Source organism: Sphingomonas kyungheensis (genome assembly GCF_037120395.1).
Lineage (GTDB): Bacteria > Pseudomonadota > Alphaproteobacteria > Sphingomonadales > Sphingomonadaceae > Sphingomonas > Sphingomonas kyungheensis.
In genome coordinates this window covers 468,699-490,375 of record NZ_JBBBDM010000002.1, presented here as the reverse complement: position 1 = coordinate 490,375, position 21,677 = coordinate 468,699, and the positions used below count along the sequence as shown (strand labels likewise).

Annotated in this window: 24 protein-coding genes; 16 read left to right on the top strand and 8 right to left on the bottom strand. The window is 67.8% G+C overall.

Features of this window, described 5'->3' with window-relative positions; genetic code table 11:
- The first annotated feature begins 54 nt into the window (after positions 1–54).
- The 8 genes from cpaB to V8201_RS06350 all read left to right on the top strand — a co-directional run bounded on the left by cpaB (position 55) and on the right by V8201_RS06350 (position 8,957).
- Positions 55–1,074: a Flp pilus assembly protein CpaB gene (gene cpaB, locus V8201_RS06385; protein ID WP_336544762.1), complete on the top strand. Its 1,020-nt coding sequence runs from the start codon at positions 55–57 to the stop codon at positions 1,072–1,074.
- Positions 1,074–2,645 carry a type II and III secretion system protein family protein gene (locus tag V8201_RS06380; protein ID WP_336544761.1) on the top strand — a complete coding sequence of 524 codons (1,572 nt, stop codon included), beginning with the start codon at positions 1,074–1,076 and terminating at the stop codon, positions 2,643–2,645. The genes cpaB and V8201_RS06380 overlap by 1 nt, the downstream gene beginning before the upstream one ends.
- 50 nt (positions 2,646–2,695) lie before the next feature.
- Entirely contained in the window at positions 2,696–3,325 is a 630-nt protein-coding gene (locus V8201_RS06375; RefSeq protein ID WP_037530437.1) for a CpaD family pilus assembly protein, read from the top strand.
- Positions 3,325–4,599, top strand: a complete 1,275-nt coding sequence (locus V8201_RS06370) for a CpaE/TadZ family protein (RefSeq protein ID WP_037530436.1) — start codon at positions 3,325–3,327, stop codon at positions 4,597–4,599. Before V8201_RS06375 ends, V8201_RS06370 begins: the two co-directional genes overlap by 1 nt.
- Positions 4,600–4,609: 10 nt before the next feature.
- Positions 4,610–5,584 carry a type II secretion system F family protein gene (locus tag V8201_RS06365; protein ID WP_336544760.1) on the top strand — a complete coding sequence of 325 codons (975 nt, stop codon included), beginning with the start codon at positions 4,610–4,612 and terminating at the stop codon, positions 5,582–5,584.
- 24 nt (positions 5,585–5,608) lie between these two features.
- The gene (locus V8201_RS06360; RefSeq protein WP_200870314.1) at positions 5,609–6,592 is read left to right on the top strand and encodes a type II secretion system F family protein; all 984 of its coding nucleotides are present in this window, start codon (positions 5,609–5,611) and stop codon (positions 6,590–6,592) included.
- Positions 6,593–6,852: 260 nt separating this feature from the next.
- Positions 6,853–7,242 (top strand): hypothetical protein, encoded by a 390-nt coding sequence (locus V8201_RS06355; protein ID WP_037530429.1) that lies wholly within the window; start codon positions 6,853–6,855, stop codon positions 7,240–7,242.
- Positions 7,243–7,298: 56 nt separating this feature from the next.
- Positions 7,299–8,957: a thiamine pyrophosphate-binding protein gene (locus tag V8201_RS06350; protein ID WP_336544759.1), complete on the top strand. Its 1,659-nt coding sequence runs from the start codon at positions 7,299–7,301 to the stop codon at positions 8,955–8,957.
- Here V8201_RS06350 and V8201_RS06345 read toward each other — a convergent pair.
- The 5 genes from V8201_RS06345 to thiS all read right to left on the bottom strand — a co-directional run bounded on the left by V8201_RS06345 (position 8,954) and on the right by thiS (position 11,735).
- On the bottom strand, positions 8,954–9,697 hold the full coding sequence (locus tag V8201_RS06345; RefSeq protein WP_336544758.1) for a type 1 glutamine amidotransferase: 744 nt from the start codon (positions 9,695–9,697) through the stop codon (positions 8,954–8,956). The two genes, V8201_RS06350 and V8201_RS06345, sit on opposite strands and share 4 nt — an antisense overlap.
- Positions 9,698–9,814: 117 nt before the next feature.
- Positions 9,815–10,006: a hypothetical protein gene (locus V8201_RS06340; RefSeq protein ID WP_037530421.1), complete on the bottom strand. Its 192-nt coding sequence runs from the start codon at positions 10,004–10,006 to the stop codon at positions 9,815–9,817.
- A 69-nt stretch (positions 10,007–10,075) separates the two neighbouring features.
- Positions 10,076–10,360 (bottom strand): hypothetical protein, encoded by a 285-nt coding sequence (locus V8201_RS06335; RefSeq protein WP_037530418.1) that lies wholly within the window; start codon positions 10,358–10,360, stop codon positions 10,076–10,078.
- A gap of 78 nt (positions 10,361–10,438) precedes the next feature.
- Entirely contained in the window at positions 10,439–10,621 is a 183-nt protein-coding gene (locus tag V8201_RS06330; RefSeq protein ID WP_336544757.1) for a CsbD family protein, read from the bottom strand.
- Positions 10,622–10,727: 106 nt separating this feature from the next.
- A complete protein-coding gene (gene thiS / locus V8201_RS06325; protein ID WP_271300480.1) occupies positions 10,728–11,735 on the bottom strand; it encodes a sulfur carrier protein ThiS in 1,008 nt (335 codons plus the stop codon).
- Positions 11,736–11,914: 179 nt separating this feature from the next.
- Between thiS and aroQ the strand changes: the two genes are divergently transcribed.
- The 8 genes from aroQ to V8201_RS06285 all read left to right on the top strand — a co-directional run bounded on the left by aroQ (position 11,915) and on the right by V8201_RS06285 (position 18,943).
- Positions 11,915–12,349: a type II 3-dehydroquinate dehydratase gene (gene aroQ / locus V8201_RS06320; protein ID WP_336544756.1), complete on the top strand. Its 435-nt coding sequence runs from the start codon at positions 11,915–11,917 to the stop codon at positions 12,347–12,349.
- A 14-nt stretch (positions 12,350–12,363) separates the two neighbouring features.
- Complete coding sequence (accB, locus tag V8201_RS06315; RefSeq protein ID WP_336544755.1) at positions 12,364–12,867, top strand: acetyl-CoA carboxylase biotin carboxyl carrier protein; 504 nt, start codon at positions 12,364–12,366, stop codon at positions 12,865–12,867.
- Positions 12,868–12,870: 3 nt separating this feature from the next.
- Positions 12,871–14,223 carry an acetyl-CoA carboxylase biotin carboxylase subunit gene (gene accC, locus V8201_RS06310; protein WP_037530410.1) on the top strand — a complete coding sequence of 451 codons (1,353 nt, stop codon included), beginning with the start codon at positions 12,871–12,873 and terminating at the stop codon, positions 14,221–14,223.
- Positions 14,224–14,251: 28 nt separating this feature from the next.
- Positions 14,252–14,593, top strand: coding sequence for an arsenate reductase family protein (locus V8201_RS06305; protein ID WP_037530407.1), 342 nt, complete (start codon positions 14,252–14,254; stop codon positions 14,591–14,593).
- Positions 14,594–14,752: 159 nt separating this feature from the next.
- A complete protein-coding gene (locus tag V8201_RS06300; protein ID WP_037530405.1) occupies positions 14,753–15,091 on the top strand; it encodes a P-II family nitrogen regulator in 339 nt (112 codons plus the stop codon).
- 106 nt (positions 15,092–15,197) lie between these two features.
- Entirely contained in the window at positions 15,198–16,610 is a 1,413-nt protein-coding gene (gene glnA, locus V8201_RS06295) for a type I glutamate--ammonia ligase (protein ID WP_037530403.1), read from the top strand.
- A 123-nt stretch (positions 16,611–16,733) separates the two neighbouring features.
- A complete protein-coding gene (locus V8201_RS06290; protein WP_373276462.1) occupies positions 16,734–18,086 on the top strand; it encodes a glycoside hydrolase family 27 protein in 1,353 nt (450 codons plus the stop codon).
- A 125-nt stretch (positions 18,087–18,211) separates the two neighbouring features.
- Positions 18,212–18,943, top strand: a complete 732-nt coding sequence (locus V8201_RS06285) for a hypothetical protein (protein WP_336544754.1) — start codon at positions 18,212–18,214, stop codon at positions 18,941–18,943.
- Positions 18,944–18,959: 16 nt separating this feature from the next.
- Here the strand turns inward: V8201_RS06285 and V8201_RS06280 are convergent, their stop codons facing one another.
- From V8201_RS06280 to gnd, 3 genes are read right to left on the bottom strand one after another with little or no spacing between them, the layout of a single operon-like run.
- Positions 18,960–19,706 carry an HAD-IIB family hydrolase gene (locus V8201_RS06280; RefSeq protein WP_037530399.1) on the bottom strand — a complete coding sequence of 249 codons (747 nt, stop codon included), beginning with the start codon at positions 19,704–19,706 and terminating at the stop codon, positions 18,960–18,962.
- Entirely contained in the window at positions 19,703–20,533 is an 831-nt protein-coding gene (locus V8201_RS06275) for a Cof-type HAD-IIB family hydrolase (RefSeq protein ID WP_336544753.1), read from the bottom strand. The genes V8201_RS06280 and V8201_RS06275 overlap by 4 nt, the downstream gene beginning before the upstream one ends.
- A complete protein-coding gene (gene gnd, locus V8201_RS06270; protein ID WP_037530394.1) occupies positions 20,530–21,513 on the bottom strand; it encodes a phosphogluconate dehydrogenase (NAD(+)-dependent, decarboxylating) in 984 nt (327 codons plus the stop codon). Before gnd ends, V8201_RS06275 begins: the two co-directional genes overlap by 4 nt.
- Positions 21,514–21,677: the final 164 nt, after the last annotated feature.

Genomic DNA, 21,677 nt, shown 5'->3' with positions numbered 1-21,677 from the left:
CTCGGCTCATAGTCCGGCCACTGCCCCCGGTGTGCTGAAAGGCCCGTTGAGAACATGGATAGTCGCAAGATCGTTTTGCTGGTGGGCGCCCTGCTCGTCGCCGGCATCACGGCATTCTTTGCCCGCACGTTGATCGCGGGTTCGTCGGCGCCGCAGGCGATGGCGATGGGCGCCCCCGCCCCGGTCGTCGCCAACGGCCCCGAGGTGCTGGTCGCCACCCGTACGCTGCCGGTCGGCACGATCCTCGATGCCACCGCGCTCAAGTTCCAGCCGTGGCCCCGCGAGCTGGTCGACAACGCCTATTACCTCAAGCCGAGCACCGACCTCAGCAAGCTGACCGGCACCGTCGTCCGCAACGCGATCACCGCGGGCCAGCCGGTGACGCGCGGCGCGCTCGTCTCCCCGGGCGATCGCGGCTTCCTCGCCGCGGCGCTCGCGCCGGGGATGCGCGCGGTGACGGTGAGCGTGTCGAGCCAGGCGGCGGTCGCCGGCTTCGTCTTCCCGGGCGATCGCATCGACCTCGTGCTGACGCAGACGGTGCCGGGCGGCGGCGATGGCCAGCCGCTCAAGGTGTCCGAGACGATCATGCGCAACGTCCGCGTGCTCGCCACCGACCAGCGCACCGACAATGTCGTCGGCGATGACGGCAAGTCCAAGGTCAGCACCTATTCGACCGTGACGCTGGAGGCGACGCCCAAAATGGCCGAGAAGATCGCGGTGGCGCGGACGATCGGCGACCTGTCGCTGTCGCTGCGCGCGCTTGCCGACAATTCGACCCAGCTGGAAGAGGCGATCGCCAGCGGCGCGGTCAAGGTGCCCGACGGCGATGCCCGCGCCGAAAAGGCGATGATGCTGCGCGTCGCGAGCGAGCCGCAGACCGGCGGCAGCACCTACGCGACCGGCGCCGACGTCTCGCGCTTCCAGCGCAGCACCGTGCCGCCGCGCACGCCGACCACCGCCACCGCGGCAACCGGCACGCCCGGCACCCCCGGTGCGGTCGTCATCCAGGGGCCGGTCGTGCGCGTCGCGCGCGGCAACAGCGTGACCGTCGTACCGGTCGGAGGGAAGAACTAATGGCTTCGTCGCAGACCTTCCGCGCGCCGCGCCGTCGCGCCGCCGCCCTCGGCCTGATGCTGGCGAGCAGCATCGCATTGCCGCTCGGCGTCGCCGATGCGCGGGCGCCCGATGCCACCGTCGCGCGCAGCGCCTCGATCGTCCAGGTCAACACCGGCCGCGGCCGGCTGGTGACGCTGTCGCGGCCGATGAGCGACGTGTTCGTCGCCGACGATTCGGTCGCCGACGTCCAGGTCCGCTCGCCGACCCAGCTCTACATCTTCGGCAAGAAGACCGGCGAGACGACGATCTCGGCGACGACGAAGGGCGGCGCGGTCGTCTATGCGACCACCGTCCGCGTCGGCAACAATCTCGATTCGATCGCGGCGATGCTGCAGCTGGCGATGCCGGAGGCGCATCTCACCGCGACGCCGATGAACGGGCTGGTGCTGCTCACCGGCACCGTCGCCGGCCCGGGCGACGCCGCCGAGGCGGAGCGGCTGGTCCAGGCCTATGTCGGCGATTCGACCAAGGTGCTCTCGCGCCTGCGCACTGCGACGCCGTTGCAGGTCAACCTCCAGGTGCGGATCGCGGAAGTGAGCCGGACGTTCATCAAGAACGTCGGGGTCAATCTCGGCTCGGTGGACGGAACCGGCGGATTTAAGTTCGGCATCGGTCGCGGTGGAGTCAGCCCTCAATATGCCCCCGGGCAGCCATTGGCGACGGGCTTCAACACGGGCTCAGGTTACAGCCTCGTTGCGCCCGGCACGTCGGGGTCAACCCTCGGCCTCGCCGGCAAGCTGCTCGGTCTCGACCTGCTCGCCGCAGTTGATCTCGGCGAGACGCTGGGACAGGTGACGACGCTCGCCAACCCCAATCTCACCGCGCTGTCGGGCGAGACCGCGACCTTCCTCGCCGGCGGCGAGATCCCGATCCCGCTGTCCGGCGGACTTGGCACCGTCACCGTCGAATACAAGCAATATGGCGTCAGCCTCGCCTATACGCCGACCGTCCTGTCCGACGGCCGCATCTCGCTGCGCGTCCGTCCCGAGGTGTCGCAGATCGACAATGCCAGCGCGGTCACGGTCAGCGGCACCCGCGTCCCCGGCATCACCACCCGCCGCGCCGAGACGACGCTGGAGCTCGGCTCGGGCCAGAGCATGATGATCGGCGGGCTGCTGTCGAACACGCACGGCAACAATATCGACAAGACGCCGTTCCTCGGCGACCTGCCGATCATCGGCTCGCTGTTCCGCTCGACCAACTTCCAGCGCAACGAGACCGAGCTGGTGATCATCATCACCCCCTATCTGGTCAAGCCGATCAACAATCCGGCGCAGGTCGCGCTGCCGCACGACGGCTATCGCGCACCGGGCGATGCCGAGCGCATCCTGCTCGGCGAGGTCGGCGGCGGCGGCAGCGGGCAGCGGCCGGTGCCGGTGATGGTGCCCGGCGGCCAGCCGGTGCCGCCGACGCTCGGCGCCGCCGCCGCGGTGCCGCCGGTGCCGCAGCGCCAGCCGGTGCCCGCCGCCGATCCGCGCGCCGCGTCGAAGAAGAAGGGCGCCGCGCCCGCCCCGGGCTTCTCCGACTGATGGCCCCCGCATCCCCCACTCCTGCGTCCCCGATCAAGGACCTCGCGTCGATGACCAAGCGTTCGCTCCTCCTCGCCACTTTGCCCGCGCTGCTGCTCGGCGGCTGCATGGGCACCACCAATCGCGGCCTCGAATCGGTCCATCAGCCGGTCGTCGCGCGCAACGATTATGCGCTCGATCTCGCCACCGGCGGCCGCGGCCTCGCGCCCGGTGAGGGACGCCGTCTCGCCGGCTGGATGGACGCGATGCACCTCGGCTTCGGCGACCGCGTCGCGATCGACGAGGCGGCCTATGCCGGCGCGGCGCGCGACGAGGTCGCAGCGGTGGTGGCGAGCTACGGCCTGCTGCTCTCCGACGACCGTCCGGTCACCGATGCGCCGGTGACGCCGGGCACGGTGCGCGTGGTGATCAGCCGGATGCACGCCTCCGTCCCCGGCTGCCCCGACTGGAGCCGCAATTCGAGCAACGAGTTCGACGCCAACACCTCGTCCAACTACGGCTGTGCGGTGAACACCAATCTCGCCGCGATGATCGCGCGGCCGAGCGATCTGGTCCATGGCGCCGATCCGCAGACGCTCGCCGACACTACCGTCAACCGCAAAGCGATCGACGCCTATATCAAGAAGGCGCCGACCGGCGCCGGCACGCTCCAGGCGACGAGCACCAAGGGGGGCAATTGATGAACGCGCCCTGGAAACCCGCCGGCGCCGCGCAGCGCGAACCCTTCGCCGCCTATGTCTGCGACGACACCACCGCCGAACTGCTGCGCCCGATCGCCGCCGAGCTCGGCTGGTCGGTCGACAAGGTCCACAAGGGCGGGCTGCGCAATGCGGTCCAGTCGCTGTCGGTCTCGGCGAGCCCGCAGATCCTGCTCGTCGACCTCGCCGAATCGGGCGATCCGCTCAACGACATCAACAGCCTCGCCGAGGTGTGCGAGCCCGGCACGGTGGTGATCGCCGCGGGGCAGGTCAACGACGTGCGCCTGTATCGCGACCTGATCGCCAGCGGCATCCAGGACTATCTGCTGAAGCCGCTGCATCCCGATGCGATGCGCGAGGCGTTCGGCCATGCCCAGGCGATGCTCAACGCCCCCAAGCTCGCCGAGGCGAACGTCGACCGGCCGCATTGTGCGATCGCGGTGATCGGCACGCGCGGCGGCGTCGGCGCCTCGACCGTCGCCACCTCGACCGCATGGCTGCTCGCCGAGCGCGAGAAGCGCACCGTCGCGCTGCTCGACCTCGACGTCCATTTCGGCACCGGTGCGCTCACCCTTGATCTCGAACCGGGCCGCGGCCTCACCGACGCGATCGAGAATCCGAGCCGCATCGACGGGCTGTTCATCGAACGCGCGATGGTCAAGGCGACCGAGAAGCTCGCCGTCCTTTCCGCCGAGGCGCCGATCAACGCGCCGCTCGTCACCGACGGTGCCGCCTTCTACCAGTTGCAGGAAGAGATGCGCGCCGCCTTCGAGGCGACGGTGGTCGACCTGCCGCGCGCGATGCTGGTCCAGCATCCGCATCTGATCAGCGACATCCAGGCGGCGGTGATCGTCACCGACCTGACGCTTGCCGCGGCACGCGACACGATCCGGGTGCTGTCGTGGCTCAAGACCAACGCGCCGCAGACGCACCTCACCGTCGTCGCCAGCCGCGTCCACCCCGCCGCGCAGCTCGAGATCAGCCGCAAGGACTTCGAAAGCTCGATCGAGCGCAAGATCGATTTCCTCATCCCCTTCGACCAGAAGCTCGCCGCGCAGGCCGCCAAGCTCGGCAAGCCGATCGCCGAGGCGGGCAAGAACACCAAGACGGTGGCGCCGCTGATCGAACTGACCCGCCACGTCCTCAACGTCGGCGAGGAACTGGTCGCCACCGGCAGCGAGGGCAAGGCGACCGCCAAGCGCAAGTCGCTGATCGGCGGCTTCTCGGCGCTGCTCAGCAAGCGCGCCAAGAAATAACGGCGCGGCGATGGACCTGCTTCCCCTGATCATGGTGGCGTTCGGCGGGGTGATGACGATCGGCCTGATCGTCATCGCGCTCGCCGGCCCGTCGGCGCAGCGCGCACAGGCGCGGCGGCTGTCGTCGGTCCGCACCCGGCACAGCGATGCCGCGACGGTGGCGGACACGCAGATGCGCCGCATCGCCGCCGGGCGCGTCCAGACCCGCACCGATCTCGCCTTCGGCCGGCTGCTGCCCAATCCGGCGCAGCTCGCCCAGCGGTTGGCGATGACCGGCAAGGACTGGAGCGTCGGCCGCTACGGCATGATCAGCGGCGGGCTGATCGTCGTCGTCGCGGGACTGCTGATCCTGAAGGGCGCGCCGATCCTGCTCGCCCTGCTGTTCGGCCTCGCGGTCGGCGCGGGGCTGCCGCACTGGCTGGTCGGCTTCTTCATCCGCCGCCGCGTCGCGCGCTTCACCGCCAAATTCCCCGATGCGATCGAACTGCTCGTCCGCGGCCTGCGTTCGGGCCTGCCGGTCACCGAGACGATCGGCGTCGTCGGCCAGGAGGTGGAAGGCCCGGTCGGCGAGGAATTCCGCATGGTCTCCGACAAGATGAAGATCGGCAAGTCAATGGACGCGGCGTTGCAGGACACCGCCGACCGGCTCGGCACGCCCGAATTCCAGTTCTTCGTCATCACCATCGCCATCCAGCGCGAAACCGGCGGCAACCTTGCCGAAACGCTCGCCAATCTTGCCACGGTGCTGCGCCAGCGCGGCCAGATGAAGCTCAAGATCAAGGCGATGTCGTCCGAATCCAAGGCCTCGGCCTATATCGTCGGATCGCTGCCGTTCATCGTCTTCGGCATGATCTGGATGATCAACGCCGGCTATATGCAGGGCTTCTTCTCCGAACCGCGGCTGATGATCGCCGGCATCGGCGGGCTGCTGTGGATGGGGATCGGCGTGTTCATCATGGCCAAGATGGTCAGCTTCGAAATCTAGCGGCGCCAGGGCGGGAAACGAGACATGCAGCCTTCCGGACCGACGCTGATGGGCATCGACGTGCTCTGGGTCGCGACCATCCTGTCGGGCGTCGCCGCCTTTGCGGTGATGCTCGCGCTCTACACGGTGATGCGCACCGTCACCGATCCGATGAACAAGCGCGTCAAGGTGCTCAACGAGCGCCGCGAACAGCTCAAGGCGGGCATCACCGCCTCGACCAAGCGGCGCGCCAAGCTCGTCCAGCGCAACGACACCACCGACTGGATGCGCGGCCTGCTCTCTTCGCTCAAGGTGTTGCAGGACAGCCAGGTCAAGGACGCGCAGCTCAAGCTGATGCGCGCCGGCATCCGTTCCAAGGAATGGGCGGTCGGCGTGATCTTCGGCCGGCTCGCGCTGCCGATCGTGTTCGGCGGGCTGATGGTGCTGCTCGTCTACGGGCTCGATTACTTCCCCGACTGGTCGGCGTTCAAACGCTATGCCCTGGTCGCGGTGACCTTCATCCTCGCCTACAAGGCGCCCGACCTCTATCTCAAGAACAAGATCACCAAGCGCAGCGACGCGATCCGCAAGGGGCTGCCCGACGCGCTCGACCTGCTGGTGATCTGCGCCGAGGCGGGCCTCACCGTCGACGCCGCCTTCCACCGCGTCGCGCGCGAGCTCGGCCGCGCCTATCCCGAACTCGGCGACGAATTCACGCTGACCGCGATCGAACTGGGCTTCCTCACCGAACGGCGTCAGGCCTTCGAGAATCTCGCCAGCCGCGTCGACCTCGACGCGATCCGCGGCGTCGTCACCACGATGATCCAGACCGAGAAATACGGCACGCCGCTCGCCTCGGCGCTGCGCGTGCTGTCGGCCGAATTCCGCAACGAACGGATGATGCGCGCCGAGGAGAAAGCGGCACGGCTGCCGGCGATCATGACGATCCCGCTGATCCTGTTCATCCTGCCGACGCTGTTCATCGTCATCCTCGGCCCCGCCGCCTGCTCGATCAGCGACGCCTTCTAGGACCGAGGCACGGGCAAGCGCCTGCACCGCCGCGCGAAATGAGGACCGCTGTCCTAACCGCGCGGAGGGCGCTATCTCGCCGCGGTTCTGTCTCATCCTCGATCGATCAGCGCAAAATCCGAAACGATCGGGCCTGATCGTTTCGATCAAGGTGTCCATGTTGTCCATGTTCGTCGCCAGGCGGGATGCCGCTTTCGCTGCGGACGGCGATGAACCAAGCGCCATCGCGCTCGTTATGCTTGCGTAACAGGGAGGCTCGGATGCTGTTCACCACTACGACGCAATTCGCCGCTTTGGCCTTGTGCCTTGTCGCAGGCTGGTTCTTCGGCCTCGCCAGCAGCAGCGGCGGGCGCAAGTGGAAGACGCGCTATGCCGACGAGCGCGAGGCGCATGCCGGCTATCGCAAGCAGGGCGATACCGCACTCGCCGAGGCCAACCGGCGCATCACCGAACTGGAGCGCGAGAACGACCGCCTCGCCCGCGCCGCAGAAACCGCGCCGGTCGCAGCCCCCGCCGCGCCGGTCGCCGCCGCGCCGACGCTCGGCGAGCGCATCACCGGCCGCGTCCGCCCGGTCAGCACCGTCCGCCCCGCCTATCCCGCGGGCAGCCGCCCGGGCTGGTTCGATTTCGGTCCGACCACCCGCCGCTAACGCCCATCTGCCTCGGATCGCTCGACTTCTCCGGAGGGATTGGGCAGGATCGGGGTATGGACACCACCCCACGCACCGGCGGCCAGATCCTCGTCGCGCAATTGCTCGCCCAAGGCTGTGAGCGGATCTTCACGGTGCCGGGGGAAAGCTTCCTCGCCGTGCTCGACGCGCTGCACGATACGCCGGAGATCGCGACGGTGGTCTGCCGACAGGAGGGTGGCGCGGCGTTCATGGCCTGCGCCGACGGCACGCTCGGCCACCGGCCCGGCATCGCCTTCGTCACCCGTGGCCCCGGCGCGACCAATGCCGCGATCGGCGTGCACGTCGCCCGGCAGGATTCGCAGCCGCTGATCCTGTTTGTCGGCGACGTCGATCGCGGCACCCGCGACCGGGAGGCGTTCCAGGAAGTCGACATGACCGCGATGTTCGCGCCGCTCGCCAAATGGGCGGCACGGATCGACGATGCGGCGCGCATCCCCGAATATGTCGCACGCGCCTATGCCGTGGCGATGAGCGGCCGGCCCGGTCCGGTCGTGCTCGCCTTGCCCGAGGACATGCTGCGTGACAGCGCCGAGGTCGCCGACCGGCCGCGGGTCGAACGGTTGTCGCAGGGCTGCGACGAGGCGGGGCTGGAGCAGCTAGCCGATCTGCTCGCCACCGCCGAACGGCCGCTGGCGATCGTCGGCGGCGGCGGTTGGGACAATGTCGCGGCGCAGGATTTCGCCGCCTGGGCAGATCGCACCGGCATCGCCGTCGCCACCGCCTTTCGCCGGCAGGATGCGATCCCCAACGCTTGCCCCGCTTATGCGGGCAATCTCGGTTACGGCCCCAATCCGGCGCTGGTCGCGCGCGTCAAGGCCGCCGACCTGCTGCTCGTCGTCGGCGCGCGGCTCGGCGAGGCGACGACCGACGGCTATACGCTCATCACCCCCGATCATCCCGGCCAGCGGCTGATCCACGTCCATCCCGATGCGACCGAACTCGGGATGACCTATCGCACCGATCTGGCGATCTGCGCCGGCATGGCCGAGTTCGCCGAGGCGCTCGCGGCAATCGACGGCCCGCCGCATCCCGGCGGCGCCGAGGCGCATGCCGAATGGCTGGCCTGGTCGACCCCCGCACCCCGCGACGGCGTGGCGATGGATCTCGGCCCCTGCGTCGCGGCGATGCAAGCGGCGTTGCCGGCAGACACGATCCTGTGCAACGGCGCGGGCAATTACAGCGGCTGGTGGCACCGCTACTGGCGCTATACGGCGCCCGGCACGCAGCTCGCCCCGACCGCCGGCGCGATGGGCTATGGCGTCCCCGCCGCGGTCGCCGCCGCGCTGCGCTTTCCCGAGCGGCAGGTGGTCGCGCTCGCCGGCGACGGCTGTTTCCTGATGAACGGGCAGGAACTCGCCACCGCGGTCCAGCACGATGCGCAGATGCTGGTGCTGGTGATCGACAATGGTGGCTACGGCACGATCCGCATGCACCAGGAGCGTGAATATCCCGGCCGCGTCCAGGCGACGACACTGACCAACCCGGACTTCGCCGCGCTCGCCCGCGCTTATGGCTGCTGGGCGGAGACGGTCGAGCAGACCGAGGATTTCGCCCCGGCGCTGGCGCGGGCGCTCGACCGACGCGGGGTCCGCCTGCTCCATTTGCGCACCGACATCGCCGTGATCAGCAATGCGACGACGCTGGAAGCGATGGCGGCGCGGCGGTCCGCCTAGCCCCGCCCACGCGCGGCGCGGGTCGGCAGCACCAGCCGGTCGAGGAAGTTGCGCAGCTCGGTCATCCGCATCATCGGATCGAGCACCTGTTCGTCGAGTCCGAGCCGCCAGGCGAGATCGCGCCGCTCGGGCTCGCGGTGGAGGGTGTCGACCAGCACCGCCTGCTGTTCGACGTCGAGCCGGTCACGCGCCATGCCGAGGTCGATCAACTCCTCCGCCTGCCGCCGCAGCGCCGCCGCGACCTCGCGCAGCGAGATTTCGGGGTGATATTGCACACCCCAGAAGACGCCGCGGTCGTGCCGGATTTCCGCCGCCTGCACGTGGGTGACGCCGTTGGAGGCGAGCAGCGTCGCGCCGTCCGGCAAGGTCTCGACCTCGTCGCCGTGGATCGCCGGCACGTCGAACACCGGCGGCCGCCCGGCGAGCAGCGGGTGATCGACACCGTCCGGCTGCCGAAAGATGCGGCGCGCGAAGCCGATCTCGCGCCGCGACCCCATCGCCCGCACCTGCCCGCCGGCGGCGACCACCGCGACCTGAAGCCCGGCACACGATCCGAATGCTGGCGTGCCCGACGCGAACACCGCGCGCATGAACGCGATCTCACGTCGCGCCTCGGGCGTATCCTCATAGAGATGGAGCGGCGATCCAGTCAGCAACACCGCATCATAGCCGTCGAGCCCGGCGGGGATCCCGGCATCGGCGTCCGCCGGCTTGACCCGCTCGCACCGCGCCTCCGGCATCAGCCCGGTGAGCCGCTTGCAAAAGGTCTCGCCCGAACTGCGGCCAACGCTGTCGCGGCGTTCAGCGCGGGCAGCGGGGGGCTCACTTTCGGCGATGAGTAGCCGGAGTGGCGCCACTCAGCCGACCGGCTTGGTGACGACGGTCTTGCCACGCTCGAGCAGGGCCTCGATTGCCTCGGTCTCTAATCGGCCGGCGGTGATGAGCGCCGCCTCCGGGGTCAGCGAGACGGCGACGCCGTCGGGTCCGTCGACGATGATCTCACCTTGGTCGTGGGTGACCGAGGACGGTTGGCTATAGGGCGGGGTCATTGGCCGTAAACCACTCACGACAAACGATGTTTCCCGCCGAAGCAAATAGTCCCCGGTGCCCGCCGCGGATCAGCGCAGCTTGTCGCTGCCGTTGATCAGCGCGGCCTTCTCGCCACTCGACATCGCCGCGGCATTGACGTCGGCGTCGTCGATCGCATCGGCCTGCTGCGCCGCGCTCTTGCGCTCCGCCTTGGCCTGATCCTCGAGATTGTCGGCGGCGCTCTCCATCGCATCGGCGCGATTGTCGGCGGCGGCCTTGACCTCGCTGCCGAGCTTGTCGTCACCCTTGCCGCCGCACGCTGCCAGCGACAGCGCCATCGCACCCGCGGCCAGCGCCATCATCGTCGTCTTCATATGCATCTCCCTTTTTCCATATGGAAAAGGCCGCCCCGGATTTGCGGGACGGCCCTTTGCCGGCAATCGATAAGCCTATCAGATATTGTCGCCGAGCGCGCCCTTGACGCTGCCCTTGAACTTCTCGCCCTTGCCTTCTGCCTGCTGGGCCTGACCCTCGGCGGCGAGGCTGGGGTCGTCATTGTGCTTGCCGATCGCTTCCTTGGCGTTGCCGATCGCTTCGTTCACGGTGCCTTTGATCTTGTCGGTGAGCTCGCCCATCAGGACCTCCTGCTGTTATCGTCAGCCCGCCAGCCGGGCCGCTTGATCTACGACAATACAACGGGTTCGAACCGGACCGGTTCCGTGACAAATCCGTCAGGGGGCGTCAGATCAGCCCGGCGAGCGGGCTCGACGGATCGGCATAGCGCCGCTGTCCCATGCGCCCCGCGCGATAGGCGAGCCGCCCCGCCTCGACCGCCGCGCGCATCGCCGCCGCCATCATCACCGGGTCCTTCGCCTCGGCGATGGCGGTGTTCATCAGCACGCCGTCGCAGCCCAATTCCATCGCCACCGCCGCGTCGGAGGCGGTGCCGACGCCGGCGTCGACCAGCACCGGCACGCCCGCACCCTCGACGATCAGCCGGATCGTGATGCGGTTCTGGATGCCGAGCCCCGAGCCGATCGGCGCGCCGAGCGGCATGATCGCGACGGCGCCGGCATTCTCCAGCCGCTTCGCCGCGATCGGATCGTCGACGCAATAAACCATCGGCTTGAAGCCTTCGTTGGCGAGGATCTCGGTCGCGCGCAGCGTTTCGTGCATATCGGGATAGAGCGTCTTCGCCTCGCCCAGCACCTCCAGCTTGACGAGATCCCAGCCGCCCGCCTCGCGCGCCAGCCGCAGGGTGCGGATCGCGCTCTCGGCGTCGAAACAGCCGGCGGTGTTGGGCAGATAGGTGACCTTCTTGGGATCGATAAAGTCGGTCAGCATCGGCGCATTGCGATCGCTGACGTTGACGCGACGCACCGCGACGGTGACGATCTCCGCCCCCGATGCTTCGAGCGCGGCGGCGTTCTGCGCGAAATCCTTGTATTTGCCGGTGCCGACGATCAGGCGAGAGCGGAAGGTCCGGCCCGCGACGGTCCAGCTGTCGTCGGCCACCGCCCGCGGGTGGTCGCCGCCACCGACGAAATGGACGATCTCGATATCGTCGCCGTCCTCGACCCGCACCTCGGCGAGCGTCGAGCGCGGCACCACCTCGAGATTCCGCTCGACCGCCACCTTCTCCGGCACCAGCCCCAGTTCGGCGGCGAGTTCGGCGAGGCTCAGCCCCGCGTTGACGCGCTTGTGCGCGCCGTTGACCGTGATCGATACCGTTCCGTCGCTATGGGGCATAAGCTTGCAGGAGGCGCACGCCCCCATCCGTTCGGGCTGAGCCGGTCGAAGCCCCGCTCTCCCCTTCGGCCCGGTGCGACAGAGGAGAGCTGCCCTTCGACAAGCGCAGGGCGAACGGACTAAGGGTGATGCGCTGCACCTAGGCACACGATCTCTCCGGTTCAACCGAAAGCGACCCGATGACCGACACCATCTTCGTCCTCAACGGCCCCAACCTCAACCTGCTCGGCACGCGCGAGCCCGAGATCTATGGCGCCGACACGCTCGACGACATTGCCGGCCAGCTCGAGGATCGCGCCCAGGAGCTGGGGCTGGAGATCGACATGCGCCAGTCGAATCACGAAGGCCATCTGGTCGACTGGCTGCACGAGGCGCAGGCGCGCGGCGCGAAGGCGGTGATCCTCAACGCGGGCGCCTTCACGCACACGTCGATCGCGGTGCACGACGCGATCAAGGGCATCCGCACGCCGGTGATCGAGGTTCACCTCTCCAACCCCCACACCCGCGAGGAATTCCGCCACACCAGCTTCGTCGGGCGTGCGGCGAAAGGCACCATCGCCGGATTCGGAGCGCTGTCCTATACCCTTGCGCTTGAAGCGGCGGCGCGCTTCTGACAGGAGGCTCCCCCATGACCGACCAGACCAACTCCGGGGCCCCTGCGCAGAGCATGCAGGTTGACGTCAACCTCGTGCGCCAGCTCGCCGAACTGCTCGACGCCACCCACCTCACCGAGATCGAGGTGGAGGAAGGCGATCGCAAGATCCGCGTCGCGCGCAAGGCCGCCGCTGCCGCCGCACCGCTCCATTACGCCCCGCCGGCGGCGGCGCCCGCTCCCGCCGCGGCAGCGCCGCAGCCTACCGCCGCCGAGGCCGGTGCGATGGCGCCGACGCTCGCCGCCGCCAATGCGGTCAAGTCGCCGATGGTCGGCACCGCCTATCTGTCCGCCGAGCCTGGCGCCAAGCCGTTCATCGCGGTCGGCAATGCGGTGTCGGCCGGCGACACGCTGCTGATCGTCGAGGCGATGAAGGTGATGAACCCGATCACCGCGCCGACCGCCGGCATCGTCCGCCAGATCCTGATCGAGAACGGCCAGCCGGTCGAATTCGACCAGCCGCTCGTGGTGGTCGAGTAAGGCATGCGCCCGATCAAGAAGCTGCTGATCGCCAACCGCGGCGAGATCGCGCTGCGCATCCACCGTGCTTGCCATGAGATGGGCATCACGACGGTCGCGGTCCATTCGACCGCCGACGCCGAGGCGATGCACGTCCGCCTCGCCGACGAGGCGATCTGCATCGGGCCGCCGGCAGCGACCGACAGCTATCTCAACATCCCCAACATCATCTCGGCCGCCGAGATCAGCGGCGCCGACGCGATCCACCCCGGCTACGGCTTCCTCAGCGAAAATGCCCGCTTCGCCGAGATCGTCGAGATGCACGACCTGCTATTCGTCGGCCCCAAGCCCGAACATATCCGCACGATGGGCGACAAGGTCGAGGCGAAGCGCACCGCCGGCGCGCTCGGCCTGCCGCTCGTTCCCGGCAGCGACGGCGCGATCAGCGACGTCGCCGAGGCCAAGGTGCTGGCGGACGCGATCGGCTATCCGGTCATCATCAAGGCGGCGAGCGGCGGCGGCGGTCGCGGCATGAAGGTGTGCACCGGCCCCGAGCATCTCGAAACGCTGATGCAGCAGGCCGGGACCGAGGCGAAGGCGGCGTTCGGCGACGCCACCGTCTACATGGAAAAATACCTGGGCAATCCGCGGCATATCGAATTCCAGGTGTTCGGCGACGGCAATGGCAACGCGATCCACCTGGGCGAGCGCGACTGTTCGTTGCAGCGCCGCCACCAGAAGGTACTGGAAGAGGCGCCCTCGCCGATCATCTCCGCCGAGGAGCGCGAGCGGATGGGCGGCATCGTCGCCAAGGCGATGGCCGACATGGGCTATCGCGGCGCCGGCACGATCGAGTTCCTGTGGGAAGACGGCGAGTTCTACTTCATCGAGATGAACACCCGGCTGCAGGTCGAACATCCGGTGACCGAGATGATCACCGGACTCGACCTCGTCCGCGAACAGATCCGCGTCGCCGAAGGCCATCCGCTGACGCTGCGGCAGGAGGACGTCCAGTTCCGCGGCCATGCGATCGAATGCCGCATCAACGCCGAGGACCCGCGCACCTTCGCCCCCTCGCCGGGGCTGGTGAAGCAATATCACGCACCGGGCGGGATGCACGTCCGCGTCGATAGCGGCCTCTACGCCGGCTATCGCGTGCCGCCCTATTACGATTCGATGATCGCCAAGCTGATCGTCTACGGCACGACGCGTCAGGGCGCGCTGCGCCGCCTGCGCCGGGCGCTGGAGGAATTCGTGATCGAGGGCCCGACGACGACCATCCCGCTGCATCAGGCGCTGCTCGACGATCCCGAGTTCCAGGCGGGCAGCTATACGATCAAATGGCTCGAGGAATGGCTGGCCAAGCAGGACGCCTGATCATTCTCTGAACCGGAGCCGCAGCGCGATGATTGCGACCATTTATCACAATCCGCGCTGCGGCACTTCGCGCAAGACGCTCGCCCTGCTCGAGGAGGCGGGCGCAACGGTGACCGTGATCGAATATCTCAAACGGCCGCCGACCGTCGCCGACCTGTCGCGGCTCTACGCCCGTGCCGGCCTCACGCCGCGCGACGGGCTGCGGCTCAGCGAGCCGGACGGCAAGCGACTCGCCGACAGCGAGGCGGATGACGCTGCGATCCTCGAGGCGATGGCGATCAACCCCATCATCATCCAGCGCCCGCTGGTCGAGACCGACAAGGGCGTCGTGTTGGCCAGGCCGCCGGAGGCGGTGCGGACGATCCTGTAGGCAGCGCCCGCCTGCCCGCCCAAGCAGCAAGCTGGCCCGACCTGCCCGTTTAACAAGCAGCAAATCGCTCCGAATCCCGGTTGCCCCGAAGGGTCAGGACTGGCACGTTTACTGCACCGCCCGCGCCAGACGCGCGGGATTTTCAGGGGGCGTATCGCGGTGAAGAAGGTCGAAGCCATCATCAAGCCATTCAAGCTGGATGAGGTGAAGGAAGCGCTGCACGAGATCGGCGTGAGCGGCATCACCGTGACCGAGGCCAAGGGCTTCGGCCGCCAGAAGGGTCATACCGAACTCTACCGCGGCGCCGAATATGTCGTCGACTTCCTGCCCAAGGTGAAGCTCGAGGTGGTGGTCGAAGACGCCCTCGCCGACCGCGTCGTCGAGGCGATCGCCAATGCCGCGCAGACCGGCCGGATCGGCGACGGCAAGATCTTCGTCATCCCGGTCGAGGCAGCGCTGCGCATCCGCACCGGCGAGCGCGACGAAGCGGCGATCTGACAGCATCGTCATTTGACGCGGCGCAACATTCCATGTGAATGCGCCGCCGCGACGCAATTTCCTGCCCGGCATCGCCCGGGCCACGTAGCAGAGCAAGGGACCTGATATGGCTGCGACCGCCAACGACATCCTCAACAAGATCAAGGACGAAGAGATCGAGTGGGTCGATCTGCGCTTCACCGACCCGAAGGGCAAATGGCAGCATCTGACGATGGTCGCCGGCCTGATCGGCGAGGACGAGCTGACCGACGGCCTGATGTTCGACGGCAGCTCGATCGAGGGCTGGAAGGCGATCAACGAATCGGACATGGTGCTCAAGCCCGATCTCGACGCGGTCTACACCGATCCCTTCTCGGCGACGCCGATGCTGATCGTCTTCTGCGACGTCGTCGAGCCGTCGACCGGTGAACTCTATGCGCGCGACCCGCGCTCGACCGCCAAGCGCGCCGAGGCCTATCTCAAGACCACCGGGATCGGCGACACCGTCTACGTCGGCCCGGAAGCCGAATTCTTCATGTTCGACAACGTCCAGTTCGACACCAATTATGCGTCGTCCTACTTCAAGATCGACGATATCGAGCTGCCGACCAACACCGGTCGCGAATATGAGGGCGGCAACCTCGGCCACCGGCCGCGCGCCAAGGGCGGCTATTTCCCGGTCGCGCCGGTCGACAGCGCCGTCGACATCCGCGGTGAGATGGTCTCGACCATGCTCGAAATGGGCCTGCCCTGCGACAAGCATCACCATGAGGTGGCCGCCGCGCAGCACGAGCTCGGCCTGACCTTCGGCACGCTGACCACCACCGCCGACCGCATGCAGATCTACAAATATGTCGTGCATCAGGTCGCCCATGCCTATGGCAAGTCGGCGACCTTCATGCCCAAGCCGATCAAGGAAGATAACGGCTCGGGCATGCACACCCACTTCTCGATCTGGAACGGCAAGACGCCGCTGTTCGCCGGTGAGGGCTATGCCGGCCTGTCGGACATGTGCCTCTACTTCATCGGCGGCATCATCCGTCACGCCAAGGCGATCAACGCCTTCACCAACCCGACCACCAACAGCTACAAGCGGCTGGTGCCAGGTTACGAAGCGCCGGTGCTGCTCGCCTATTCGGCGCGCAACCGCTCGGCCTCGTGCCGCATCCCCTACGGCACCGGTCCGAAGGCGAAGCGCGTCGAGGTGCGGTTCCCGGATGCGATGGCCAATCCCTATCTCGCTTATGCGGCGCTGATGATGGCCGGGATGGACGGCATTCAGAACAAGATCCACCCCGGCGAGGCGATGGACAAGAACCTCTACGACCTGCCGCCCGCCGAACTGGCCCAGGTGCCGACCGTCTGCGGCAGCCTGCGCGAGGCGCTCGACAGCCTGGAAGCGGACCACGACTTCCTGCTCAAGGGCGACGTCTTCTCGAAGGATCAGATCGAGGCCTATGTCGAGATCAAGCGCGGCGAGGTCGCCCGCTGGGAGATGACGCCGTCGCCGGTCGAATATGACATGTACTATAGCGCCTGACCGCTGACCCGCACCGCGGTGGGGCCGACCCCCGCCGCGGCGCAAAAGGCCGGACAGGCCCGTCCGGATCGTCTACCAGAAGGCGCCCGCAACGAACGGGCGCCTTTTCTGTCCGGGGGGATCATGAGCCGTACATCCATCGACCGTCGCACGCTGATCGGCGCCGGCACGGCGCTCGCGGCCACGACCGCCCTCGCCGCCCGCGCAACGGCCGAACCGCCCGCCCCGGCCACGCTCGCCCCGCGACCGCCGATGGGGTGGAACAGCTGGAACAGCTTCGCGACGACGATCAACGAGGCGCAGGCGCGCGAGACCGCGGCGATCATGCGCACGCGGCTGCTGCCCTTCGGCTACGACGTCTTCACCATCGACATCCAGTGGTATGAGCCGGGTGCGTCGAGCTATACGTACAGCACCAGGCCGCAGCCGACGCTCGACGGCTATGGCCGGCTGCTCCCTGCCCCCAATCGCTTTCCGTCGAGCGCGGGGGGCAAGGGCTTCGCGCCGCTCGCCGCCGACGTCCATGCGATGGGGCTCAGGTTCGGCATCCACCTGATGCGCGGCATTCCGCGGCTGGCGGTCGAGCGCAACCTGCCCGTGCTCAATACCCGCTATCACGCCCGCGACATTGCCGACACGGCGAGCATCTGCCCGTGGAACCCGGACATGTACGGCGTCGACATGCGCAAGCCCGGTGCGCAGGCCTATTATGACAGCGTCTTCGCGCTCTACGCGGGCTGGGGTGTCGATTTCGTCAAGATGGACGACATGAGCCGCCCCTATGATTCCCATGCGGCCGAGATCGAGGCGGCGCATGCCGCGATCCAGCATAGCGGCCGGCCGATCGTGCTCAGCCTGTCGCCGGGCGAAACGCCGGTGGCGCGCGCCGACCACGTCCGCCGCCATGCGCAGATGTGGCGGATCAGCGACGATTTCTGGGACGAATGGCCGATGCTGGAGGCGCAGTTCACGCGCCTCGAAAACTGGCATGCGGTCGACACGACGGGGGGCTGGCCCGATGCCGACATGCTGCCGCTCGGCCAATTGGCGCTCGGCGCACGGGCGACCAAATTCACTCCGGACGAGCAGCGGACGCTGATGACCCTGTGGTCGATCGCGCGGTCGCCGCTGATCATGGGCGGCGATCTGCGTCGGCTCGATGCGGCGACGCTGGCGCTGCTGACCAATCGGGCGGTGCTGGCGGTCAATCAGGCGAGCCGCGACAACCGCCCGCATTTCGTCGCGGACGGCACGCGCATCTGGTCGGCCCGCCCGATCGCGGGCAACGGCGTCTACGTCGCGCTGTTCAACACCACCGACAAGGCGCGCGAGGTGGCGGTGCCGCTGGCGATGCTCGGCCTCGCCGGATCGGCGGCGGCGGTCGATCTGTGGAGCGGCCGGTCGGTCGGCACCGCCAGCGACCAATTCCGCCAGACGATCCCGTCGCACGGCGCGGGCCTGTACCGGCTCGGCTGAGCCGCTCCCGAGTCGCCGGCCCCCACCAACGGACGGGCCGTCGCCCAATCAACGCGATACGCGACCGCGCTGGACCTGATCGAATCGCCTTTGCATGATCGTCGCAAATCGATCGGGGGGCGATCATGGATGCCATTGCAGAACAATCCAGTCTCAGGCCGGAGCGGATCGCGCCGCCCAATGATGATGTCCGCGCGACGGTCCAGCACGTCCAGAAGATCGCGCTATGGATGCCGCGGGGGATCATCATCGTCTTCGTCGCGGTCCCGGTGCTCAGCGCCCTACTGCACGGTTCGATTGGCTGGGCCCTCTTTGGCGGCGTCATCAACTATCTGATCGCGCGACTGATCATCGCGGTTGTGACGCGTCTTTTCCTTCGTCCGACGATCAGGTTCCGCTATCGCGCCGCGGCGCAGACGCTGATGCGACAGATCGATTCGCTTCCCGAACCGGCCAATCTGTCGATCAGCTGGTGGCAGGATACGCCCGGCGCCGCAGCGATCACCCGCGGGGGGCATGTCGTCATCACCGACTATGACACCGACTATCACCAGCTCTGGCTGAGCCGCGACCAGATCGTCCACGCCACGGTCGAACGCGAGGCGACGGTCTATACTGATACGCGGGAGGGCGGTCGGTTGACGCTCGGCGGCGTTTCGGGCGGCCTGTTCGGCGGCTATACGTTCGGCGGCAAGTCGCGGTCGGTGAGCACGACGGTCGAGACCGCCTTCCTCGAAATCCGCTACCAGCTCGACCGCAACGGACCGGTCCGCACCTGCGTCATTCCGTTCGGCGAGGATCGCCGCTGCGCCGACGAGTGGCGCGCGACAATCGAGCGGCTCGAGGCCATCGCCTGAGCCGCCCGGTACCTATTTACTTCTGGCAGGCGACGATCGCGGTGACGACCGAGATCGTCTCTTCCGGGTCGCGGACGCGGACCGTATCGAGGCCAAGTTCCTTGGCGGGATAATCGTTGCCGCCCGGGAAGATGGCGTCGCCGATGAACATCATGCTATCCAGCGGAATACCGCTCTCGTCGCGCAGCTTCTTGAGACCATAGGCCTTGTCGACGCCTTCGCGCGTGATGTCGATCGAGGTGGCGCCGCCCATGTTGATCGACAGGCCCGGCAGGCGCTGCTTGAGATCGGCCTGGATGACCTTGCGCTTTTCGAACTTGGGGTCCCAATGCTCCTTTTCGGCGATCGGCGCTTCCTGGCCGAGCGCGGAGAAGGTGATCTGGCTGCCGCGATCCTCGATCCGCTCGCCCCAGGTCTTTTCCGGGGTGAAACCCGTCGCCGCGAGCGATTCGTCGAACGCCTTGAGGATCTTGGCCTTGGTCTCGTCGTCGAACAGCTCGGCGTAGACGGTGTTCCAGCTGCCGTCGCGATAGGTGTAGAGCTTGGTGCCGGTGGTCGGCATCAGCCACAGCTTGCTGAGATCGGCGCGCGCCGGCAGGCGGCTCGCGACCTGCTTCTGGAACTGCGGCCAGTCGCCACCCGAGATCACTGCGACATGCGCGACGCCGAGCAGGTCGGCGAGCGCCTCCCCCATCGGCTCCTGCAAGGGCTGCTTGCTCTCGGCCAGCGTTCCGTCGAGGTCGAAGGCAACCAGTTGTTTCATGCAACAGCTCCAATACGGGGAAAGATGATCGTGTCGATGGCGTGCGCGACGCCGTCCGCGTCATTGCCGCTCGTCACCGCATGAGCAATAGACTTTACCGGATCAGGCGCGTTTCCCATCGCGACAGAAAGGCCGGCGCGTTCCAACATTGGGACATCATTATATTGGTCGCCGAGTACCGCGATCGCGTCGAGCGGCTGATCGAAGGTCTTGGCGAGCGCGACCAGCCCTGCGCCCTTGTTGGCGGCGCGGGCGGTGACGTCGAGATAATAGACCTGGCTCTGCACGATCGTCGCATCGTCGCCATGCGCCGCCTTGCAGCGTTCGGAGAGGCGCGCGAGCATCGCCTCGTCGTCGCTGACGAAGGTGATCTTGTCGGCATGGTCGAGCAGCGCATCGAAATCGTCGGTGACGATCGGCTCCTGATTGGAGGCGCGCCGTTCGCTGTCGACATGCGCGCCGACGTCGGTCGAGGCATACCAAAGGTCGTCGGCGAAGACCCAGATGTCGGCGCCGCTGTCGGCGGCGATCCCCATCACGCCGCGCGTCACCGCCGCATCGACGCGATGCTGCTCGGCGATGCTGCCGTCCCGCCGGAAGATGATGCCGCCGTTGAACGCCGCCATCGGCGCGTCGATCGCCAGCTTTTCGGCGATCGGCATGATCCCCGACATCGGCCGCGCGCTGATCACGGTGAAGCCGATCCCGGCCTCCTCCAGCCGGCGCACTGCCGCGACGGTGGCCGGCGTGACCTGCTTGCTCTTGTCGACGAGCGTGCCGTCGATGTCCGACACGACGAGCCGGATCGGCGGTGCCTCACGGCTCACTGCGGCATCTCGACATGGCCGCCGAAGCCGAAGCGCATCGCCGACAGCACCTTGTCGCCGAACGTATGGTCAACCCGGCTGCGATAGCGCGCGAACAGCGATGCGGTGAGGACGTTGGCCGGCACCTTCTCTTCCATCGCGGCGTCGATCGTCCACTGGCCCTCGCCCGAATCGGCGACGCTGCCCGAAAAGCCTTCGAGCATGCCGTCCTTGGCGAGCGCGATCGCGGTGAGATCGAGCAGCCACGACGAGATGACGCTGCCGCGCCGCCAGACTTCGGCGATGTCGGTCAGGTTGAGGTCGAAGCGCTCGTCTTCGGGCAATTTGTCGCTGCTCTTCGACTTGAGGATGTCGAAGCCCTCGGCATAGGCCTGCATCAGGCCATATTCGATGCCGTTGTGGATCATCTTGACGAAATGGCCGGCACCGGCGGGACCGGCATGAATATAACCCTTCTCCGCCCGGGCATCGACCGCCTCGGCGACGCGCCCCGGCGTGCGCGGGATCGAGCCATAGCCGGGCGCAAGCGCGTCGAAGATCGGATCGAGCAGATTGACCGTCTCGACGTCGCCGCCGATCATCATGCAATAGCCGCGCTCCAGCCCCCAGACGCCGCCCGAGGTGCCGACGTCGACATAATGGACGCCCTTGTCGGCAAGCGCCTTGGCGCGGCGGATGTCGTCCTTGTAGAAGGTGTTGCCGCCGTCGATGATGATATCGCCGTCGCTTGCGCCCGCACCGATCGCCTGGATCGTCTCTTCGGTCGGGCCGCCGGCGGGCAACATCACCCACCAGATCGCCGGACTGCCGAGCTTGGCGCGCACGTCGTCGAGCGAATGCGCCGCCTCCGCGCCATCCTTGGCGAGGGCCGTCACCGCCTCGGCGCTGCGATCATAGGCGACCACCTCATGGCCGGCGTGCATCAGCCGGCGCGCGATATTGCCACCCATGCGGCCGAGGCCGATCAGTCCGATCTTCATGCTTGCTGTCCTGACGCTGATTGTGATGTCGGTTAAACGGAGCGGTGGAGGATGGGTTGCGTTGCGCAACCTGCCGCACACCGCCGAAGCTCGCCGCCGATCACAGCCCTGCCGCCGCGCCGCGACCATATCGCGGCGACGTCGGGCAGTGGCTGTGCGGGAAA

Excerpts from the sequence above, each read along its gene's own strand:
- cpaB (WP_336544762.1), top strand. The coding sequence starts at position 55 with ATGGATAGTCGCAAGATCGTTTTGCTGGTGGGCGCCCTGCTCGTCGCC.
- V8201_RS06380 (WP_336544761.1), top strand. The coding sequence starts at position 1,074 with ATGGCTTCGTCGCAGACCTTCCGCGCGCCGCGCCGTCGCGCCGCCGCC.
- V8201_RS06375 (WP_037530437.1), top strand. The coding sequence starts at position 2,696 with ATGACCAAGCGTTCGCTCCTCCTCGCCACTTTGCCCGCGCTGCTGCTC.
- V8201_RS06370 (WP_037530436.1), top strand. The coding sequence starts at position 3,325 with ATGAACGCGCCCTGGAAACCCGCCGGCGCCGCGCAGCGCGAACCCTTC.
- V8201_RS06365 (WP_336544760.1), top strand. The coding sequence starts at position 4,610 with ATGGACCTGCTTCCCCTGATCATGGTGGCGTTCGGCGGGGTGATGACG.
- V8201_RS06360 (WP_200870314.1), top strand. The coding sequence starts at position 5,609 with ATGCAGCCTTCCGGACCGACGCTGATGGGCATCGACGTGCTCTGGGTC.
- V8201_RS06355 (WP_037530429.1), top strand. The coding sequence starts at position 6,853 with ATGCTGTTCACCACTACGACGCAATTCGCCGCTTTGGCCTTGTGCCTT.
- V8201_RS06350 (WP_336544759.1), top strand. The coding sequence starts at position 7,299 with ATGGACACCACCCCACGCACCGGCGGCCAGATCCTCGTCGCGCAATTG.
- V8201_RS06345 (WP_336544758.1), bottom strand. The coding sequence starts at position 9,697 with ATGCCGGAGGCGCGGTGCGAGCGGGTCAAGCCGGCGGACGCCGATGCC.
- V8201_RS06340 (WP_037530421.1), bottom strand. The coding sequence starts at position 10,006 with ATGACCCCGCCCTATAGCCAACCGTCCTCGGTCACCCACGACCAAGGT.
- V8201_RS06335 (WP_037530418.1), bottom strand. The coding sequence starts at position 10,360 with ATGAAGACGACGATGATGGCGCTGGCCGCGGGTGCGATGGCGCTGTCG.
- V8201_RS06330 (WP_336544757.1), bottom strand. The coding sequence starts at position 10,621 with ATGGGCGAGCTCACCGACAAGATCAAAGGCACCGTGAACGAAGCGATC.
- thiS (WP_271300480.1), bottom strand. The coding sequence starts at position 11,735 with ATGCCCCATAGCGACGGAACGGTATCGATCACGGTCAACGGCGCGCAC.
- aroQ (WP_336544756.1), top strand. The coding sequence starts at position 11,915 with ATGACCGACACCATCTTCGTCCTCAACGGCCCCAACCTCAACCTGCTC.
- accB (WP_336544755.1), top strand. The coding sequence starts at position 12,364 with ATGACCGACCAGACCAACTCCGGGGCCCCTGCGCAGAGCATGCAGGTT.
- accC (WP_037530410.1), top strand. The coding sequence starts at position 12,871 with ATGCGCCCGATCAAGAAGCTGCTGATCGCCAACCGCGGCGAGATCGCG.
- V8201_RS06305 (WP_037530407.1), top strand. The coding sequence starts at position 14,252 with ATGATTGCGACCATTTATCACAATCCGCGCTGCGGCACTTCGCGCAAG.
- glnA (WP_037530403.1), top strand. The coding sequence starts at position 15,198 with ATGGCTGCGACCGCCAACGACATCCTCAACAAGATCAAGGACGAAGAG.
- V8201_RS06290 (WP_373276462.1), top strand. The coding sequence starts at position 16,734 with ATGAGCCGTACATCCATCGACCGTCGCACGCTGATCGGCGCCGGCACG.
- V8201_RS06285 (WP_336544754.1), top strand. The coding sequence starts at position 18,212 with ATGGATGCCATTGCAGAACAATCCAGTCTCAGGCCGGAGCGGATCGCG.
- V8201_RS06280 (WP_037530399.1), bottom strand. The coding sequence starts at position 19,706 with ATGAAACAACTGGTTGCCTTCGACCTCGACGGAACGCTGGCCGAGAGC.
- gnd (WP_037530394.1), bottom strand. The coding sequence starts at position 21,513 with ATGAAGATCGGACTGATCGGCCTCGGCCGCATGGGTGGCAATATCGCG.